14 protein-coding genes and 1 riboswitch are annotated in these 17,045 nt (G+C 64.9%); of the genes, 6 read left to right on the plus strand and 8 right to left on the minus strand.

Annotation, left to right across the window (positions count from 1 at the left end; genetic code table 11):
- Positions 1-19: 19 nt before the first annotated feature.
- Together K8U54_RS11585 and K8U54_RS11590 are read left to right on the plus strand one after the other, a co-directional pair.
- Positions 20-565 (plus strand): cytochrome b, encoded by a 546-nt coding sequence (locus K8U54_RS11585; RefSeq protein WP_249910245.1) that lies wholly within the window; start codon positions 20-22, stop codon positions 563-565.
- A 61-nt stretch (positions 566-626) separates the two neighbouring features.
- Positions 627-1,205 (plus strand): YceI family protein, encoded by a 579-nt coding sequence (locus K8U54_RS11590; protein WP_249910246.1) that lies wholly within the window; start codon positions 627-629, stop codon positions 1,203-1,205.
- Positions 1,206-1,298: 93 nt separating this feature from the next.
- On the opposite strand, the gene K8U54_RS11595 is transcribed toward K8U54_RS11590, so the two are convergent.
- The 5 genes from K8U54_RS11595 to ahcY form a co-directional block, all read right to left on the minus strand.
- Entirely contained in the window at positions 1,299-3,149 is a 1,851-nt protein-coding gene (locus K8U54_RS11595) for a DEAD/DEAH box helicase (protein WP_249910247.1), read from the minus strand.
- Between the two features lie 239 nt (positions 3,150-3,388).
- Complete coding sequence (locus K8U54_RS11600) at positions 3,389-4,135, minus strand: siderophore-interacting protein (RefSeq protein ID WP_249910248.1); 747 nt, start codon at positions 4,133-4,135, stop codon at positions 3,389-3,391.
- Between the two features lie 65 nt (positions 4,136-4,200).
- Positions 4,201-5,574 carry a nucleotide 5'-monophosphate nucleosidase PpnN gene (ppnN, locus tag K8U54_RS11605; protein ID WP_249910249.1) on the minus strand — a complete coding sequence of 458 codons (1,374 nt, stop codon included), beginning with the start codon at positions 5,572-5,574 and terminating at the stop codon, positions 4,201-4,203.
- Positions 5,575-5,819: 245 nt separating this feature from the next.
- A complete protein-coding gene (metF, locus tag K8U54_RS11610) occupies positions 5,820-6,662 on the minus strand; it encodes a methylenetetrahydrofolate reductase [NAD(P)H] (RefSeq protein WP_249910250.1) in 843 nt (280 codons plus the stop codon).
- Between the two features lie 56 nt (positions 6,663-6,718).
- A complete protein-coding gene (gene ahcY, locus K8U54_RS11615; protein WP_249910251.1) occupies positions 6,719-8,113 on the minus strand; it encodes an adenosylhomocysteinase in 1,395 nt (464 codons plus the stop codon).
- A gap of 80 nt (positions 8,114-8,193) precedes the next feature.
- A riboswitch (S-adenosyl-L-homocysteine riboswitch) is annotated at positions 8,194-8,346 on the minus strand.
- Positions 8,347-8,612: 266 nt separating this feature from the next.
- Here ahcY and K8U54_RS11620 point away from each other — a divergent pair.
- Positions 8,613-9,002: an acyl-CoA thioesterase gene (locus tag K8U54_RS11620; RefSeq protein ID WP_283939410.1), complete on the plus strand. Its 390-nt coding sequence runs from the start codon at positions 8,613-8,615 to the stop codon at positions 9,000-9,002.
- A 121-nt stretch (positions 9,003-9,123) separates the two neighbouring features.
- Here K8U54_RS11620 and ligB read toward each other — a convergent pair whose 3' ends face one another.
- Complete coding sequence (gene ligB, locus K8U54_RS11625) at positions 9,124-10,797, minus strand: NAD-dependent DNA ligase LigB (RefSeq protein WP_249910252.1); 1,674 nt, start codon at positions 10,795-10,797, stop codon at positions 9,124-9,126.
- Between the two features lie 224 nt (positions 10,798-11,021).
- Here ligB and K8U54_RS11630 point away from each other — a divergent pair, with 224 nt between their 5' ends.
- Positions 11,022-11,348: a hypothetical protein gene (locus K8U54_RS11630; protein ID WP_249910253.1), complete on the plus strand. Its 327-nt coding sequence runs from the start codon at positions 11,022-11,024 to the stop codon at positions 11,346-11,348.
- Between the two features lie 110 nt (positions 11,349-11,458).
- Here K8U54_RS11630 and metK read toward each other — a convergent pair whose 3' ends face one another.
- Both metK and K8U54_RS11640 read right to left on the minus strand, forming a co-directional pair.
- Positions 11,459-12,649 carry a methionine adenosyltransferase gene (gene metK, locus K8U54_RS11635; RefSeq protein WP_249910254.1) on the minus strand — a complete coding sequence of 397 codons (1,191 nt, stop codon included), beginning with the start codon at positions 12,647-12,649 and terminating at the stop codon, positions 11,459-11,461.
- Positions 12,646-13,674 (minus strand): ArsR/SmtB family transcription factor, encoded by a 1,029-nt coding sequence (locus K8U54_RS11640; RefSeq protein ID WP_249910255.1) that lies wholly within the window; start codon positions 13,672-13,674, stop codon positions 12,646-12,648. The genes metK and K8U54_RS11640 overlap by 4 nt, the downstream gene beginning before the upstream one ends.
- Before the next feature lie 237 nt (positions 13,675-13,911).
- Here K8U54_RS11640 and tkt point away from each other — a divergent pair, with 237 nt between their 5' ends.
- Both tkt and epd read left to right on the plus strand, forming a co-directional pair.
- Complete coding sequence (tkt, locus tag K8U54_RS11645) at positions 13,912-15,912, plus strand: transketolase (protein WP_249910256.1); 2,001 nt, start codon at positions 13,912-13,914, stop codon at positions 15,910-15,912.
- Between the two features lie 66 nt (positions 15,913-15,978).
- Positions 15,979-17,043, plus strand: a complete 1,065-nt coding sequence (gene epd / locus K8U54_RS11650) for an erythrose-4-phosphate dehydrogenase (protein WP_249910257.1) — start codon at positions 15,979-15,981, stop codon at positions 17,041-17,043.
- Positions 17,044-17,045 lie beyond the last annotated feature (2 nt).

A 17,045-nucleotide genomic window follows, 5' to 3' on the forward strand; every position in this document is an offset into this window, starting at 1 on the left:
TCAACTCTGGAAGCAGGCCATGCAGTGGCGTAACTCTACGTTCCGATACGGTCTCATCAGCGTTTCCCTGCATTGGCTGGTGGCCGTTGCGGTATTCGGTTTGTTCGCCCTCGGCTTCTGGATGGTCGGGCTGAGCTACTACAGCAGCTGGTATCAGACGGCGCCGAACATCCACAAGAGCATCGGCATCCTGCTGTTCATGGTCATGCTGGCGCGCCTGCTGTGGCGCCTGGCCAGCCCGCCACCGCCAGCCCTGGCCGAGCACGGCCGGCTGACGCGGGTGGCCAGCAAGCTGGGGCATGGCTTCCTCTACCTGGGGCTGTTCGTGCTGATGACCTCCGGCTACCTGATCTCCACCGCCGATGGCCGTGGCATCAGCGTGTTCGGCTGGTTCGAAGTGCCGGCGAGCGTGACCAGCATCCCCAATCAGGGTGATGTTGCCGGCCTGATCCATGAATACCTGGCCTGGGCTATCGTGATCTTTGCGGTCCTGCATGGCCTGGCTGCGTTGAAGCACCACTTCATCGACCGTGATCGCACCCTGTTGCGTATCTTCGGGCGCTGATCTTCCTGCGGTTGCGGCGTTGCCCTGCAATGCCGTTCATTTCATCTCACAAGGAGTTCCCATGTTGAAGAAGACTTTCGCTGCACTGGCGCTGGGTACCGCACTGCTGGGCGCCGGCCACGCAATGGCTGCCGATTACGCCATCGACAAGAAAGGCCAGCACGCCTTCGTCAATTTCAAGATCAGCCACCTGGGCTATAGCTGGCTGTACGGCACGTTCAAGGATTTCGACGGCTCCTTCACCTTCGACGAGAAGAACCCGGAAGCCAGCAAGGTCGAGGTAACCCTGAAGACCGAGAGCGTCGACACCAACCACGCCGAGCGCGACAAGCACATCCGCAGCGCCGACTTCCTCAACGTCAGCAAGAACCCGACCGCGACCTTCAAGTCCACCTCGGTCAAGTCGACCGGCGAGGGCACTGCCGACATCACCGGTGACCTGACCCTCAACGGCGTGACCAAGCCGGTGGTGATCGCCGCCAAATTCATCGGCCAGGGCGACGACCCGTGGGGCGGCTACCGTGCCGGCTTCGAGGGCAGCACCAAGCTGAAGCTGAAAGACTTCAACATCGAGAAGGACCTGGGCCCGGCTTCGCAGGAAGTCGAGCTGATCATCTCCGTGGAAGGCGTACGCAAGTAAGCCCATAAAACAAAAAACGCCGGCTCTGAGCCGGCGTTTTCGTTTGTGTACCTGCTAAATACCCAGACCGCAGCCTGGGTATTCAGCCGGCCGTTACTCGCTGTCGCGGTTACGGGTCAGCAGCGCGGGCTTTTCGCCGCGAGGGCGGCTGCTGGGCAACTGATCGAGCTGTTCGGCGGTCGGCAGACGGTCGCTGCGCGAAGCCTTGTGCATGATGATCGGCTGCTTCTCGGGCGCGTCACGACGCGGGCCTTCACGACGGGGCAGCTCATCGCGATTCAGCGAAGTGGTGACGGTGTCACGCGCGCCACGGCCACGGTTGTCGCCGCCGCGGTTGCGACCGCCACCTTGACCCTGGCTCTGACGTTTGCCGCCGCCATTGGCCCCACCACCACCGGTACGCGGGCCTTTGCCCTGACCACGTGGAGCCTGCCCAGCGCCGCCGCCGGCATTCTGTCCGTTGCCCTGGCGACGGCCACGGCCTTGCGGCTTGTTCTGGGTCGGCACGTAGTCGACACGGTTGCCGAAGTTGTCGATATCGTCATCGCGAAATTCATCCGGCGCGCGATCCGGTGGCAGGGCGGGAGCGCCTGCAGCCGGCGCAGGGCGTGCCTGGCTGCGTGGCTGCTGGCCGCGCGCCGGCTTGGCTTTGGCCTGGGGCTGGCTCTTCGCCTTGCCGCCATCCTTGCCCTTGTCGCGACGGCCGCCGTTCTGGCGCTCGCCTTCGGCCTTGGCACCACGCGGCTGACGTGGTTTCTGCGGCTCACGCACTTCCGGGCGCTCGGCCTCGACCTTGCTGGCATCGAAGCCCATCAGATCGCCATCCGGGATCTTCTGCTTGGTCATCCGCTCGATGCTCTTGAGCAGCTTCTCTTCGTCCGGCGCGACCAGCGAGATCGCTTCGCCGCTACGGCCGGCACGACCGGTACGGCCGATGCGGTGCACGTAGTCTTCCTCGACGTTGGGCAGTTCGAAGTTGACCACGTGAGGCAACTGATCGATGTCCAGGCCGCGGGCGGCAATATCGGTGGCCACCAGGATGCGCACCTTGTTGGCCTTGAAGTCGGCCAGGGCCTTGGTGCGCGCGTTCTGGCTCTTGTTGCCGTGAATCGCCGCGGCGGTCAGGCCATGCTTTTCCAGATACTCGGCCAGGCGGTTGGCGCCGTGCTTGGTTCGGGTGAAGACCAGCACCTGTTCCCAGGCGCCGGCGGTGACCAGGTGAGCGAGCAGGGCACGCTTGTGGCTGGCCGGCAGGCGGAACACGCGCTGCTCGATGCGCTCGACCGTGGTGTTCGGCGGCGTGACCTCGATGCGCTCGGGGTCATGCAGCAGCTTGCTGGCCAGGTCGGTGATGTCCTTGGAGAAGGTTGCCGAGAACAGCAGGTTCTGACGCTTGGCCGGCAGGCGGGCAAGAACCTTCTTCACGTCATGGATGAAGCCCATGTCGAGCATGCGGTCGGCTTCGTCCAGCACGAGGATTTCCACGTGGGACAGGTCGACGCTGCCTTGCCCGGCCAGGTCGAGCAGGCGGCCAGGGCAGGCGACCAGTACGTCGACGCCCTTGGCCAGGGCCTGCACTTGGGGGTTCATGCCAACGCCGCCGAAAATGCAGGCGCTGACGAATTTCAAATCGCGGGCATACAGCTTGAAGCTGTCATGCACCTGGGCAGCCAGTTCGCGCGTGGGGGTGAGCACCAGCACGCGGGGCTGCTTCGGGCCGTGGCGCTGTTCGCGATCCGGATGGCCGTTGGGGAACAGCCGCTCGAGGATCGGCAGGGCGAAGCCGCCGGTCTTACCTGTACCCGTCTGGGCCGCCACCATCAGGTCGCGACCTTGCAACGCGGCGGGGATGGCCCGCTGTTGCACCGGAGTGGGCTGGGTGTAGCCGGCGGCTTCGACCGCGCGGACCAAAGCCTCGGAGAGACCGAGGGAGGCAAAGGACATGTGCAATCCTGTCTGGTGAGGGCGTGGCCCTATAGGTGTAGTGCCTGGCTTGAATCGCACGTGGGGCGTGCAATCCCGTCCGGTACTGCTGGCCACTGGGGGCAGCATCCGGGCGCAAGCCTGGCGGGAAGGCCCGAGTGTAACAGGATTGGCGGCATTGGGCACAACTTGCCGCCAATCGGTGTCGCGCTATCCCTTGTCACTCGGGGGTTGCAGCGATTGGCCGGTGGCCTTGGCGATCACTCGCCCTGCGCCTCGGCGTCCTCGCGTTTTACGGTTTTATGTTGATCTTCGCTGCTGCCCAGCTTCCAGTAACTGGAGATATACAGGTCCTTGCGGTCGACCTGGCGCTCCTCACGAAAGTGCTGGCGCAACGCGCGCATGCCGCTGAACTCACAGGCCGCCCAGATGCTCGGGCGCCCCGGCAGCCATTCCAGCTGACGCACCTGATCGACCAGCAATCGGCTGTTTTCGCCGGGACGGGGGTTGACCAGCCAGTGCAGCTCGACGCCTGCGGGGTGGCGCAGCGGCTGGATATCCTCGGCATCGATCACCTCGATGACGGCATGGCCGCGGGCGCCGGCCGGCAATTGCTCGAGGTTCACGCTGATCGCCGGCAGGGCGGTCATGTCGCCGATCACCAGAAACCAGTCGGCGCTATTGTCGACCAGCTTCTTCGGCCCTGGCCCGCCAATGACGATACGGTCGCCGGGCTTGGCGTCCCTGGCCCACTGCGAGGCCGGGCCGGCGTCCTCGTGCAGCACGAAATCGACGTCGAACTGGTCGGCGCGTTGCTGGCGCACGGTATAGGTGCGCACCAGGTCCTTGTCGCTGCCGGGGGCCGAGAACATCAACTTGATATAGGCGCTTTGCTGATCATCGGGGAAGCTGTCGATCTCGCCGCCACCCAAGGTCACGCGCAGCATATGCGGGGTGACAAAGCGCGACGATATGACCTGCAGCGTGCGGGGAGCGGGACGTGCCATGGTGGTCTCCAGAGCAGGTAAGTGGTAGTGCAGCGAGGGCTCGGCGCCCTCGCGCGGGGCGCTGCCTAGCTGACTACCCGGTAGCACGGCACGTAGGCCGAGCCGCCCGGCAGCTTCATGCGGTGCTGCTCGACGAAGGCCTGCAGCAGGCGATCCAGGGGCTGCATGATGCTCTTGTCACCGCGCAGCTCGTAAGGGCCGTGCTCTTCGATCAGCTGGATACCGTGGGCCTTGACGTTGCCGGCGACGATGCCGGAGAAGGCGCGGCGCAGGTTGGCAGCCAGTTCGTGGGTCGGCTGCTCGCGGGTCAGGTTGAGGCCCGCCATGGCGTCGTGGGTCGGCTCGAACGGGTGCTGGAAGCTCTCGTCGATCTTCAGCAGCCAGTTGAAGTGGAAGGCGTCGTTGCGCTCGCGGCGGAACTGCTTGACCGCCTTGATGCCGGCCGCCATATGGCGGGCCACGGCAGCCGGGTCGTTGGGGATCAGCACGTAGCGGTTCTGCGCTTCGCGGCCCAGGGTGGCGCCGATGAAGTCGTGCAGCTGCTGCAGATAGGGCTCGGCGCTCTTCGGGCCGGTGAGCACCAGCGGGAAGGGCAGCTCGGCGTTGTCCGGGTGCATGAGGATGCCCAGCAGATACAGGAATTCCTCCGCCGTGCCGGCGCCACCGGGGAAGATGATGATGCCGTGGCCGAGGCGCACGAAGGCTTCCAGGCGCTTTTCGATGTCCGGCAGGATCACCAGTTCGTTGACGATGGGGTTCGGCGCTTCGGCGGCGATGATGCCCGGCTCGGTCAGGCCCAGGTAGCGGGCGCCGAGGATGCGCTGCTTGGCGTGGGAAATGGTGGCGCCCTTCATCGGCCCCTTCATCACGCCCGGGCCGCAGCCGGTGCACACGTCCAGGGCTCGCAGGCCCAGTTCGTGGCCGACCCTCTTGGTGTACTTGTATTCCTCGGTGCTGATCGAGTGGCCGCCCCAGCACACCACCATCTTCGGCTCGGCGCCGGCGCGCAGGGTGCGGGCGTTGCGCAGCAGGTGGAACACGTAATCGGTGAGGCCGCTGGAGCTGTCCACATCGACCCGCTTGTTCTCCAGCTCGCTCTGGGTGTAGACGATGTCGCGCAGGGCGCTGAACAGCATCTCGCGGGTGCTGGCGATCATCTCGCCATCGACGAAGGCATCGGCCGGCGCGTTGATCAGCTCCAGGCGGATACCGCGGTCCTGCTGGTGGATCTTCACTTCGAAGTCCGGGTAGGCCTCGAGGATGGTCTTGGCGTTGTCGCTGTGCGAGCCGGTGTTGAGGATCGCCAGGGCGCACTGGCGAAACAGCGCGTAGACGCTGCCCGAACCGGTTTCGCGCAGCTGCTGGACTTCACGCTGGGAGAGGGTTTCCAGGCTGCCTTTCGGCGACACCGAGGCGTTGATTTTCTGGCGAGTGAGCATGCAGGCTTCCCGTGGTAGCGCGACAACTCGAGCCGATCCTGGCTGATCGCGCATTGATGAATTCGCACCCGGCGGTCATGCCCCCTGTCGGGGTATCCGGGCGGCTGTACTGTCGACCAGCAAAGGGCTTCGGGTCAACGGGTACAGGGCTGACAGGTCGATCCAACTTGCCAATGCAGTGGATTTCGTCGCCTGGTAGGAAAGAAAAAGGCCGCGAAAGTTCGCTCTTTCGCGGCCTTGGCGTATCAGCCCTGCAGGTTCTTCCACACCGCCAGGCTGGGGGCGGCCTGGTTGAGGGTATAGAAGTGCAGGCCGGGTGCGCCACCAGCGATCAGGCGTTCGCACAGGCCGGTGATCATCTCTTCGCCGAAGCGCTGGATGCTCGGGGTGTCGTCGCCATAGGCTTCCAGCTGCTTGCGCACCCAGCGTGGCAGCTCGGCGCCGCAGGCATCGGAGAAGCGCGCCAGCTTGCTGTAGTTGGTGATCGGCATGATGCCCGGGATTACCGGGATATCCACGCCCAGCTTGCGCACGCGCTCGACGAAGTAGAAGTAGCAGTCGGCGTTGAAGAAGTACTGGGTGATCGCGCTGTCTGCGCCGGCCTTGGCCTTGCGCACGAAGTTGGCGATATCGTCCTCGAAATTGCGAGCCTGGGGGTGCATCTCCGGGTAGGCCGCCACTTCGATATGGAAGTGATCGCCGGTTTCGCTGCGAATCAGCTCGACCAGGTCGTTGGCGTGGCGCAGCTCGCCGCTGGACATGCCCATGCCTGACGGCAGGTCGCCGCGCAGGGCGACGATACGGTTGATGCCCTTGCTCTTGTACAGGTTGAGCAGCTCGACCAACTCGGCCTTGCTGTCGCCAACGCAGGACAGGTGCGGCGCGGTCGGCACCTTCACTTCACTGTCGAGCTGCAGCACGGTATTGAGGGTGCGGTCGCGGGTGGAACCACCGGCGCCGTAGGTGCAGGAGAAGAAGTCCGGGCTGTAGCCGGCCAGCTCTCGCGCGGTGTTCAGCAGTTTCTCGTGTCCGGCATCGGTCTTCGTCGGGAAGAACTCGAAGCTGACGTTGGGGCGTTTCTGAGACATGACGATTCCTTCGGGCTACGCCGCGCAGGTCTTGGCCCTGCGCGGCGTACCGCCTATCAGTAGCGGTAGCTGTCCGGCTTGAACGGACCTTCGACGGTCACGCCGATGTAGTCGGCCTGCTGCTGGGTCAGCTGGGTGACCACGCCACCGAAGCCCTTGACCATTTCCAGGGCGACTTCTTCGTCCAGCTTCTTGGGCAGCACTTCGACGGTCAGGCGCTCGGCTTTCTTCTCGGCGCTGAGATCGGCGAACTTCTGTTCGAACAGGAAGATCTGCGCCAGCACCTGGTTGGCGAACGAGCCGTCCATGATGCGGCTCGGGTGGCCGGTGGCGTTGCCCAGGTTCACCAGGCGGCCTTCGGCCAGCAGGATCAGGTAGTCGTCGTTGGCGGCGTCGAAGCTGCCGGCACCGGTGCGGTGGATCTTGTGCACCTGCGGCTTGACCTCTTCCCATGCCCAGTTCTTGCGCATGAAGGCGGTGTCGATCTCGTTGTCGAAGTGACCGATGTTGCAGACCACGGCGCGCTTCTTCAGGGCCTTGAGCATGCCAGCGTCGCAGACATTGGCGTTGCCAGTGGTGGTGACGATCAGGTCGATCTTGCCCAGCAGCGCCTTGTCGATGCAGGCGTCGGTGCCGTCGTTACGGCCGTCGATATACGGCGAAACCAGTTCGTAGCCGTCCATACAGGCCTGCATGGCGCAGATCGGGTCGATCTCGGAGACCTTGACGATCATGCCTTCCTGACGCAGCGAAGCGGCCGAGCCCTTGCCCACGTCGCCGTAGCCGATGACCAGCGCCTGCTTGCCCGACAGCAGGTGGTCGGTGCCGCGCTTGATGGCGTCGTTGAGGCTGTGACGGCAGCCGTACTTGTTGTCGTTCTTGCTCTTGGTGACCGCGTCGTTGACGTTGATCGCCGGGACCTTCAGGGTGCCGGCCTTGAGCATGTCGAGCAGACGGTGCACGCCGGTGGTGGTCTCCTCGGTCACGCCGTGGATGCGCTCGAGCATCTGCGGGTATTTCTTGTGCAGGATCTCGGTCAGGTCACCGCCGTCGTCGAGCACCATGTTGGCGTCCCACGGCTGGCCGTCCTTGAGGATGGTCTGCTCGATGCACCACTCGTACTCCTGCTCGGTCTCGCCCTTCCAGGCGAATACCGGGATGCCGGCGGCGGCGATGGCGGCAGCGGCCTGATCCTGGGTGGAGAAGATGTTGCAGCTCGACCAGCGCACTTCGGCGCCCAGGGCGGTCAGCGTTTCGATCAGCACGCCGGTCTGGATGGTCATGTGGATGCAGCCGAGGATCTTGGCGCCCTTGAGCGGCTGGCTGGCGGCGTACTTGCGGCGCAGGCCCATCAATGCCGGCATCTCGGATTCGGCGATGATCAGCTCGCGGCGGCCCCAGTCGGCCAGGGAAATGTCGGCGACCTTGTAGTCGTTGAAAGCAGCGCTCATGCAGTAACTCTCCGTTAGGTTGTCTGCTGTCGACAGTGCAACCTTGCCAGCGTCGGATGACGCGCAGGTGTCGCACGATTGTCGAGTGGGCGCCGTTGATGCGTTTGCTAAACGCCCCATCCGAGCCTGACAGCCTGAAAGGTTGATTCGAATCTGCCGCCAAGCATTGTGGGAATACAGGGCTTGGGGATTCGAAACAAATCTTTCAGGTTGCTGCAGCGCCCCTCGGACAGGTGGCGGGAACGCCCGGTGGCGGGCGTGTGTAACTGGGCGATTATAGCCGCGCCGGCGCGCGAGCCCAAGGCTTTCCATCGCGGTGATGGTCGATTTGCAGCGGATGCTGACGGACGTAGCGGGCGTTGGTCGTGCGGCCTGCCCCCAGGCCTGCTGAACCCCACCTGATAGCTTGTGTCGATAACCATTATCGATAACGCGGCAATGATCCGCTCGCCGATCTTTGCGATCATCACTGCCGAACAGAACACGGAAAGGAGGGCGCATGAACTTTCATACACGCAAGTGGGTAAAGCCTGAAGACCTCAACCCCAATGGTACGCTGTTCGGTGGCAGCCTGCTGAAGTGGATCGACGAGGAGGCGGCGATCTACGCCATCATCCAGCTGGGCAGCCAGCGCGTGGTGACCAAGTTGATTTCCGAGATCAACTTCGTCTCCTCGGCGCGGCAGAGCGACATCATCGAGCTGGGCATCACCGCCACCGAGTTCGGCCGCACCTCGATCACCCTGCGCTGCGAAGTGCGCAACAAGATCACCCGCAAGAGCATCCTGACCATCGACAAGATGGTCTTCGTCAACCTTGGCGAGGATGGCCAGCCGGCGCCCCACGGCAAGACCGAAATCACCTATATCAAGGACCAGTTCAAGGATTGAGTGCGTGCGCATCCGACGGTGATGGTCGGCGCATGGCAAGGCCACGCAGGTCCAGTTGCCGGATAGAGCCAGCCGCAGGTTGCGCCGGCCTGGTCCGGACGACCGACCTGCTGCTTCGTGCTTACCGGGTCTGAAAACCCGCAACGCCCGCCTCACCCAACTGATCGGCAAGCGCCACGATGTCCTCGTGCTGAAAGAACGCGTGCAGCTGAGCCGCGCGGGTCGGGCCGATAGCGGGCAATGCCCGCCAGTCTGCAAGGCTGCGCTGATGCAGCTGCCTCCAGTTGTCCGCCGCCAGGCGGTCTGGGTTCACTGGCGCGCCCAGTGCCCGCAACCAATCCCGGAACGGTCGCTGCCGCGCTTCGGCGAAGCGTTGGTTCAGCGCCGTGGCACCCTGGGCACCGATGCCGGGTATCGCCAGCAGTTGTTGCTCGTCCAGATGCAACCAGTCGAGCAGGCCATCGAGGTGCTTTGCTTCAAGCAGTTTCTGCCAGGTGCCGGCGCCGACGCCGTGCAGGTTCAGCGCCTGCTTGCCGCTGAGCCAGGTGAGGCGGGCATGGAATTGCCTGGTGCAACCGGGTGAGGCGCGCAGGCAGCTCAGGGCGTGGTACTCGTCACTGTTCGGGATATCCAGCGGTGAGCGGGTGGTGGTCTGCAACACCACGCCTTCCAGCTGTGGAATGGCTTGCCCGGCCAGGCGGATGGCGACGTGGTCACCGGGCCGAATATCCAGCTGGCGCCAGCGTTGCAGCGAACCGACGCTGACCACGCGGATGGTGCGGTCGTCGAGTTTCACCGGTTGCAGGCGCAGCAGCGGTGTTATGCGTCCGGTGCGGCCGATGCTGAAGTCGACTGCCTCGACCAGCGCCAGGGCCTCTCTGGCCGGGTACTTCCAGGCCGCTGCCCAGTGCGGCGGTTCGGCACGCCAGCGCTCGCCGCCGGGGCGCTGGCCCTGGCGCAGTACCACACCATCGGTGGCGAAGGGCAGCGGGCTGCGGTACCACCGTTCTCGCCAGCGCCGGGCGTCGCCTGGCTTATCGACCGGCTGGCTGTAAGTGCGGCTGTCCTGGAAACCCAGTTGCACCAGCCCATCCAGGCGCTGCTGCATGTCGGCCGGGCCATTGGGCCAATCCCAGACGAACAGCCCGATGCTGGCCGCCTGCTCCGGTAGCAGTTCCTGGCGCGCCATCAGGCCCGCCACCGCGCTACGTGCCGCGGCGCCGCCCTCGCTGGCCTGCACATGACCCGGGCGCTTCAGGTAGAGCTCGCCTTGCAGGATCAGCGTGCCGCGTTCGTGCAGCTGCTTGGGAATGGCGGCGATCTGTGTGGCTTGGGGCGTCCAGTTCTGGCCGCTGTTGCCGTCGCCACGGCTGATCACCTGCCGCAGGGTGCCGTCTCTGTAGCGCAGGGTTACCGCCACACCGTCGACCTTAGGCTGGATCCACAGGTCGTCGCGGCTGGCCATCCAATTTGCGACGGCACGCTCGTGGGCCAGTTTGCGCAACCCGGTTTGCGCCACGGGATGCTCAATTGGACCTTGTGTGCCGTTCAGGGGGTTGGCAGTGGGCGACTCGCTGCAGCGCTGCCAGTGCTCGAGGTGGGCGCGGGCCTGGTCATAGAGTTCATCGCTGATCAGCGACTGCCCCTGACGGTGGTAGGCATCGTCCCAGTGGGCAACCTGGGCCGCCAGTTCGGCGGCTTGCCGAGCATGGGCGGGCGTCTGCGTCGGGCAGTCGTCGGCCAGGGTGGTGGTGGACAGTGACAGGACGGTACAGGCTGCGATCCAGGCTTTCATGGGCGGAGCATCCTTGCTCGGGCGATGAATAGGCAGGCTAGTCGCTGCGCCAGCAGGTCGCAAACGTCGAGGTCCGGGGAAAATGGGCGCTGGCCGACATTTCCGGCGCTGGCTGTTTGTTGCGGAAAATGTCCGGTGCTAAAGTCCGCGCCCCCGCACACCAAATGGATTTGCCCGGCGGCGGGGTGTATTGCCGGGCCTCATCTCTGGAGGTCTAGAGTCCCATGCGTACTTCCGTTCTGTTGTGCTCGGCTGCCCTGGTCGCTGCCAACTCCTTCGCTCAGGCGGCTGAAGACACTCAGCTCAAGTGTCAGCAGAAGATGTCGGCCAACGCCGAGAAAATTGCCCAGGTCAAACAGCTGGCCGGCCTGCTCGGCAACCAGCAGGCCAACGACGCCATTGCCCAGGTCGAAGGCGGTTGTGACCAGCTCGGCGCCAGTGCCGAAGGAACTGCTGCCCCGGTCGCGCAGAGCCAGGGCAACGGCAAGGCCGAGAACATTGCGGCTGCCGCCGAGACCCTGAAAAGCCTGGGCTCGCTGTTCGGCAAGTGATTGGCCTGCCCGCCTGGCGGGTATGAAAAAGCCTCCGTGGGCGTCGTGCCCCCGGAGGCTTTTTCGTAGCGACTGAGGTCGCTGCGCCAGGCGCGGCGACCTGCCGAGGCTTACAGGCCGGCGGCGGCGCGCAGCTCGGCGGCCTTGTCGGTCTTCTCCCAGGTGAAGCTGGTGAAGCTGTCGTCGCCGACGGTCAGTTGCTGCGGCTCGCGGCCGAAGTGGCCATAGGCGGCGGTCGGCTGGTACATCGGGTGCAGCAGGTCGAGCATCTTGGTGATGGCGTACGGACGCAGGTCGAACACGTCGCGAACCAGCCTGATGATGGTCTCTTCCGCCACCTTGTTGGTGCCGAAGGTGTTGATCGCGATGGAGGTCGGCTGGGCCACGCCGATGGCATAGGAGACCTGGATCTCGCAGCGCTCGGCCAGGCCGGCGGCGACGATGTTCTTGGCCACATAGCGGCCAGCGTAGGCAGCGGAGCGGTCGACCTTGGACGGATCCTTGCCGGAGAAGGCGCCGCCACCGTGGCGGGCCATGCCGCCGTAGCTGTCGACGATGATCTTGCGGCCGGTCAGGCCGCAGTCGCCCACCGGGCCGCCGATCACGAAGTTGCCGGTCGGGTTGATGTGGAACTGGGTGTCCTTGTGCAGCAGTTCGGCGGGCAGGGTGTGCTTGATCACCAGCTCCATCACCGCTTCGCGCAGGTCGCTCAGCGAGACGTCCGGGTTGTGCTGGGTGGACAGCACCACGGCGTCGATGCCGACCACCTTGCCGTTCTCGTAGCGGCAGGTGACCTGGGATTTGGCGTCCGGGCGCAGCCACGGCAGCAGGCCGGACTTGCGCGCTTCGGCCTGGCGCTCGACCAGGGCGTGGGAGAAACGGATCGGCGCCGGCATCAGCACGTCGGTTTCGTTGCTGGCGTAGCCGAACATCAGGCCCTGGTCGCCGGCACCCTGGTCTTCCGGCTTGGCACGGTCGACGCCCTGGTTGATGTCCGGGGACTGCTTGCCGATGATGTTCATCACGCCGCAGGTGGCGCCGTCGAAGCCGACGTCCGAGCTGGTGTAGCCGATGTTGCAGATCACGTCGCGGACGATCTGTTCCAGATCGACCCAGGCGCTGGTGGTCACTTCACCGGCGATGATCGCCACGCCGGTCTTGACCAGAGTTTCCACGGCCACGCGGGCGTGCTTGTCCTGGGTGATGATGGCGTCGAGCACGGCATCGGAAATCTGGTCGGCGATCTTGTCCGGGTGCCCTTCGGACACGGACTCGGAGGTAAACAGGGAGTATTCGCTCATCTATCGGTTGTCCTGGCGAGTGGGGGCCTCTCGGCCGCGTGCGTGAGTGGAAGGGTGCGCTGAAAATGCCGCACCTGAATTTGAAAACCATTGCGCAGGCCGACATACAGGCTTTCACCCGGGGTCAGGCCGGCGGCGATTGCCCAGTGGGCGAGATCGTCCTGTTCGAAGCCTAGCCAGAGATCGCCGCAGGTGTCGCGGGCCCAGCTCTGGTCATGGCTGCACAGTTCAGTGATCAGCAGGCTGCCGCCCGGGTTCACTTGTTCGGCCAGCTTGCGCAGGGCCTGGGCCGGTGCGGCGAAGTGATGCAGCACCATGTTCAGCACCACGCAGTCGGCGCCCGGGTAGGCGTCCTGCAGGGCATCGGCCAGCCGCAGCTGCACATTGCCCAGGCCGTCCTGCTGGCAGCGCTGGCGGGCGAGGTCGAGCATCGCCTCGCTGTTGTCCAGAGCGGTCACGCTGGCGAAGCGGCGCGCCAGCTCCGGCAGGAAGCCACCGTCGCCAGGGCCGATTTCCAGCGCGCTGGCATGGGCCGGCAAATCCAGCGAGTCGAGCAGGGCCACCACGCTGTCACGGTACTGCGGCAGGCCGGCGATCAGGTCCTGCTGGGCCTGGAAACGTTCGGCGCTGCGGGCGAAGAAGTCGCGGCTGGCAGCGGCCCTTTGCTGGTGCACCTGGGCGATACGCTGGCGCACCTCGGCGGGCAGCAGCAGGCTGTCGACCTCCTGCAGCAGCGCGGCATGCAGGGTGCCGCCCACGCTCTCGGCCTGGGCCAGGGCGCGGCGGTAGAAGATCGCGTTGCCTTCCCGGCGTGTCGCCACCAGGCCGGCCTGGGCCAGTACCTTGAGGTGATGGCTCATGCCCGACTGGCCGATGGCGAAGATCTGCGCCAGTTCCAGCACGCCGAACGAGTCGTTGCTCAGGGCGCGCAGAACGTTCAGCCGCAACCCGTCGCCCGCGGCCTTGCACAGGGCGGACAGCTGGTCGGTGGGCTCGAAAGCGAGGGCGGGCGCGCGTTGGGTCATGGGCGCAGTCTAGTCGGTCATTTTTCAGCCAGCAACCGCAATATCAAAAAGTTTTGATATTGCGGTTGCCGTGTTCCCGGCGGCTTTTTGCTTGGCGCAGGCGCCGCTATGGATAAAAAGCGCTGCAATATTGTCGCGGACAGACCATCTGTCATTGCCCCGGTGGTGCTCGCTGGGCGAAAATGGGCGCCTTTTTTCGTCCCAGCTGCTTCGGCAGCCACCCGCAGGAGATTAGCGATGCCCAGCCGTCGTGAGCGTGCCAATGCCATTCGTGCCCTCAGCATGGATGCTGTGCAAAAAGCCAACAGCGGCCACCCCGGTGCCCCCATGGGCATGGCGGATATCGCCGAGGTGCTGTGGCGCGACTACCTGAAGCACAACCCGGCCAACCCGAAGTTCGCCGACCGTGACCGCTTCGTGCTGTCCAACGGCCACGGCTCGATGCTGATCTATTCGCTGCTGCACCTGACCGGCTACGACCTGTCCATCGACGACCTGAAGAATTTCCGCCAGCTGCACAGCAAGACCCCGGGCCACCCGGAATACGGTTACGCACCGGGCGTGGAGACCACCACCGGCCCGCTTGGCCAGGGTATCGCCAACGCCGTGGGTTTCGCCCTCGCCGAGAAGATCATGGCGGCGCAGTTCAACCGCGACGGCCACGACATCGTCGACCACTACACCTACGCTTTCCTGGGCGACGGTTGCATGATGGAAGGCATCAGCCATGAAGTCTGCTCCCTGGCCGGCACCCTGGGCCTGGGCAAGCTGATCGCCTTCTACGACGACAACGGCATTTCCATCGACGGCGAAGTGCACGGCTGGTTCACCGATGACACCCCGGCGCGCTTCGAAGCCTACGGCTGGCAGGTGATCCGCAATGTCGACGGCCACGATGCCGAAGAAATCAAGATGGCCATCGACACCGCACGCAAGTCCAGCGACCGTCCGACGCTGATCTGCTGCAAGACCATCATCGGTTTCGGCTCGCCGAACAAGCAGGGCAAGGAAGAGTCCCACGGCGCCGCCCTGGGCCATGACGAAATCGCCCTCACCCGTGCGGCGTTGAACTGGAACCACGCGCCGTTCGAGGTTCCGGCCGACATCTATGCCGAGTGGGATGCCAAGGAAGCCGGCCTGGCGGCCGAAGCCGAGTGGGATCAGCGCTTCGCCGCCTACTCCGCCGCCCATCCCGAGCTGGCCAACGAGTTCATCCGCCGCATGGCGGGCGAGCTGCCGGCCGACTTCTCCGCCAAGGCCAGCGAGTTCATCCGTGCCGTCGCCGAGAAAGGCGAAACCATCGCCAGCCGCAAGGCCAGCCAGAACTGCCTGAATGCCTTTGGCCCACTGCTGCCGGAACTGCTCGGCGGCTCCGCCGACCTGGCCGGTTCCAACCTGACCCTGTGGAAGGGCTGCAAGCCGGTCGTCGCCGAAGATGCCTCGGGCAACTACATGTACTACGGTGTGCGCGAATTCGGCATGAGCGCGATCATGAACGGTATCGCCCTGCACGGCGGCCTGATTCCCTACGGTGCGACCTTCCTGATGTTCATGGAGTACGCCCGCAACGCGGTGCGCATGTCGGCGCTGATGAAGCTGCGCGTGCTCTACGTGTTCACCCACGACTCCATCGGTCTCGGTGAAGACGGCCCGACCCACCAGCCGGTCGAGCAGCTGACCAGCCTACGCACCACGCCGAACCTGGACACCTGGCGCCCGGCGGACACCGTCGAAGCCGCGGTGGCCTGGAAGCACTCGGTCGAGCGCAAGGACGGCCCGAGCGCGCTGATCTTCTCCCGCCAGAACCTGCCGCATAACCTGCGCGACCACGAAACCGAAGCGGCCATCAGCCGTGGCGGCTACGTGCTGAAGGACTGTGCCGGCGAGCCGGAGCTGATCCTGATCGCCACCGGTTCGGAGGTCGGCCTGGCCATCCAGGCGGCTGACAAGCTGAGCGAGCAGGGCCGCAAGGTCCGCGTGGTGTCGATGCCGTCGACCAACGTCTTCGACCAGCAGGACGCTGCCTACAAGCAGTCCGTGCTGCCGCTGCAGGTCACCGCGCGGATCGCCATCGAAGCCGCCCATGCCGACTTTTGGTACAAGTACGTCGGCCTCGAAGGCCGTGTCATCGGCATGGAAACCTACGGTGAATCGGCGCCAGCCGGCCAGCTGTTCGAGCACTTCGGCTTCACCGTCGAGAACATCATCGGCACCGCCGAAGAACTGCTCGACGCCTGACCCCGTCAGCCGGGGCGAACCTGCGCGGTTCGCCCCGGCTCATGCTCGACTCTTTTAGAGATCGCCATGTCCCATCGCTCTTACCGCGTTGCCCTGAACGGCTATGGCCGCATCGGTCGTTGCGTTTTGCGTGCGCTGCACGAGCGGGCCGGCGAAGCGCGACTGGATATCGTCGCGCTCAATGATCTGGCCGATCAGGCCAGCATCGAATACCTGACCCGTTTCGACTCCACCCACGGGCGTTTTCCCGGCGAGGTGAAGGTGGCGGGCGACCATCTGCATATCAACGGCAAGCCGCTCAAGGTGTTGCGTCAGCGCGAACCCCAGGGCGTCGACTGGCGCGCGCTGGATATCGACCTGTTGCTCGAATGCTCCGGCCAGTACACCACCCGCGAGCAGGCCGAACGTTTCCTGAGGGCGGGGGCGCCGCGGGTGCTGCTGTCGCAACCGATGGCCAGCGAGGGCGATGTCGACGCCACGGTGGTGTACGGCGTCAATCAGCACGGCCTGACGGGCCGCGAGCGCCTGGTTTCCAACGCCTCCTGCACCACCAACTGCGGCGTACCGCTGCTCAAGCTGCTGAACGAGACGGTGGGGCTGGAGTACATCTCCATCACCACCATCCACTCGGCGATGAACGACCAGCCGGTAATCGACGCCTATCACGACGAAGACCTGCGCCGTACCCGCTCGGCCTTCCAGTCGGTGATTCCGGTGTCCACCGGGTTGGCGCGCGGTATCGAGCGGCTGCTGCCGGAACTTGCCGGGCGAATCCAGGCCAAAGCCATTCGGGTGCCGACGGTCAACGTGTCCTGCCTGGATATCACCTTGCAGACCGCCCGCGACACCAGTGCCGAGGAGATCAACCGGATCCTGCGCCGGGCCGCCGAACAGGGGCCGCTGCAGGGCCTGCTGGCGTACACCGAGTTGCCCCACGCCAGTTGCGACTTCAACCATGATCCCCATTCGGCCATCGTCGACGGCAGTCAGACGCGGGTTTCCGGGCCACGCCTGGTCAACCTGCTGGCCTGGTTCGACAACGAATGGGGTTTCGCCAACCGTATGCTCGACATGGCCGTGCATTATCTCGATGCCGCCGCTCACTTATCACCAGCCCCTGTTAAGGACTGATT

This window comes from Pseudomonas fulva, assembly GCF_023517795.1.
Taxonomy (GTDB): Bacteria; Pseudomonadota; Gammaproteobacteria; order Pseudomonadales; family Pseudomonadaceae; genus Aquipseudomonas; species Aquipseudomonas fulva_D.

Bases quoted from the DNA above. Each gene is read 5' to 3' on its own strand.
- K8U54_RS11585 (WP_249910245.1), top strand. From the start codon at position 20: ATGCAGTGGCGTAACTCTACGTTCCGATACGGTCTCATCAGCGTTTCC.
- K8U54_RS11590 (WP_249910246.1), top strand. From the start codon at position 627: ATGTTGAAGAAGACTTTCGCTGCACTGGCGCTGGGTACCGCACTGCTG.
- K8U54_RS11595 (WP_249910247.1), bottom strand. From the start codon at position 3,149: ATGTCCTTTGCCTCCCTCGGTCTCTCCGAGGCTTTGGTCCGCGCGGTC.
- K8U54_RS11600 (WP_249910248.1), bottom strand. From the start codon at position 4,135: ATGGCACGTCCCGCTCCCCGCACGCTGCAGGTCATATCGTCGCGCTTT.
- ppnN (WP_249910249.1), bottom strand. From the start codon at position 5,574: ATGCTCACTCGCCAGAAAATCAACGCCTCGGTGTCGCCGAAAGGCAGC.
- metF (WP_249910250.1), bottom strand. From the start codon at position 6,662: ATGTCTCAGAAACGCCCCAACGTCAGCTTCGAGTTCTTCCCGACGAAG.
- ahcY (WP_249910251.1), bottom strand. From the start codon at position 8,113: ATGAGCGCTGCTTTCAACGACTACAAGGTCGCCGACATTTCCCTGGCC.
- K8U54_RS11620 (WP_283939410.1), top strand. From the start codon at position 8,613: ATGAACTTTCATACACGCAAGTGGGTAAAGCCTGAAGACCTCAACCCC.
- ligB (WP_249910252.1), bottom strand. From the start codon at position 10,797: ATGAAAGCCTGGATCGCAGCCTGTACCGTCCTGTCACTGTCCACCACC.
- K8U54_RS11630 (WP_249910253.1), top strand. From the start codon at position 11,022: ATGCGTACTTCCGTTCTGTTGTGCTCGGCTGCCCTGGTCGCTGCCAAC.
- metK (WP_249910254.1), bottom strand. From the start codon at position 12,649: ATGAGCGAATACTCCCTGTTTACCTCCGAGTCCGTGTCCGAAGGGCAC.
- K8U54_RS11640 (WP_249910255.1), bottom strand. From the start codon at position 13,674: ATGACCCAACGCGCGCCCGCCCTCGCTTTCGAGCCCACCGACCAGCTG.
- tkt (WP_249910256.1), top strand. From the start codon at position 13,912: ATGCCCAGCCGTCGTGAGCGTGCCAATGCCATTCGTGCCCTCAGCATG.
- epd (WP_249910257.1), top strand. From the start codon at position 15,979: ATGTCCCATCGCTCTTACCGCGTTGCCCTGAACGGCTATGGCCGCATC.